This is a genomic window from Burkholderia sp. GW821-FHT14F03 (genome assembly GCF_058803765.1).
In genome coordinates, this window is the sequence record NZ_JBXAPG010000139.1 from 1 (window position 1) to 765 (window position 765).

Below are 765 nucleotides of genomic sequence, written 5' to 3' on the forward strand. Positions count from 1 at the left end.
ACTTCGACACCACCCAGCGGTGCATGTTCGGTTGTCAGGGCGGCATTATGTCGGTAATTGAGCAGCGTACTGAAGAGCGGTGATCCGGCGGGAACGCTGCTGCACCGTTGCGCGAGGGCAAGCGATGCATGCTCATGCGCGAGCAGATCGGCGAGCCGAGCGTGCGCGGTGCGTATCCCGGCTTCGATGGATGAGTCGTCGAAGTCGAGGCGAATCGGCAAGGTGTTGATGAACAGGCCCATGGTTCGGTCGGCGCCGTCGCCGGCCTGCATGCGGCCGAACAGCACGGTGCCGAACACGACGCTATCCCTGCCGCTGGTACGCGCGAGCACCTGCGCCCAGGCGAGATGGAAGAGGCTTGCGAGGCTGACTCCCAGATGCTTGGCGTGCGCGCGCAAACGGTCGTTGATGGCACTGGACAACGCGACATGCGCTTCGTTGATTTGCGATCCGTCGCGATGGACTTCGGCGAGACCAAACGGCAGGGTCGGCTCATCGATGTCGCGCAGCATTGTGCTGAAGAAGCGCACATGCGCCTCCTCGCTGATGCCAAGGCGGGCCTGTGCGATGAGATTCCGGAACGGCAGCGGTTGAGACAGGGCCTCGCCTTGGCCGGCAAGCAGGATCTGCACTTCGGCATTCATCGTTTCGAGCGTCGAGTGATCGCCGATCAGATGATGGAGTTGGTGCTGGAGAATCCAGCGGCCGTCGGTGTCCTCGGCGATCGCGAAGCGCAGCAACGGGGCGCGGGTCAGGTCGATGCGG

1 protein-coding gene is annotated in these 765 nt (G+C 63.5%); it reads right to left on the bottom strand.

The window, feature by feature from the left end; translation table 11 throughout:
- A partial coding sequence (locus AC1RQF_RS33395; RefSeq protein WP_492874404.1) for a condensation domain-containing protein occupies positions 1-765 on the bottom strand: 765 nt, incomplete at both ends.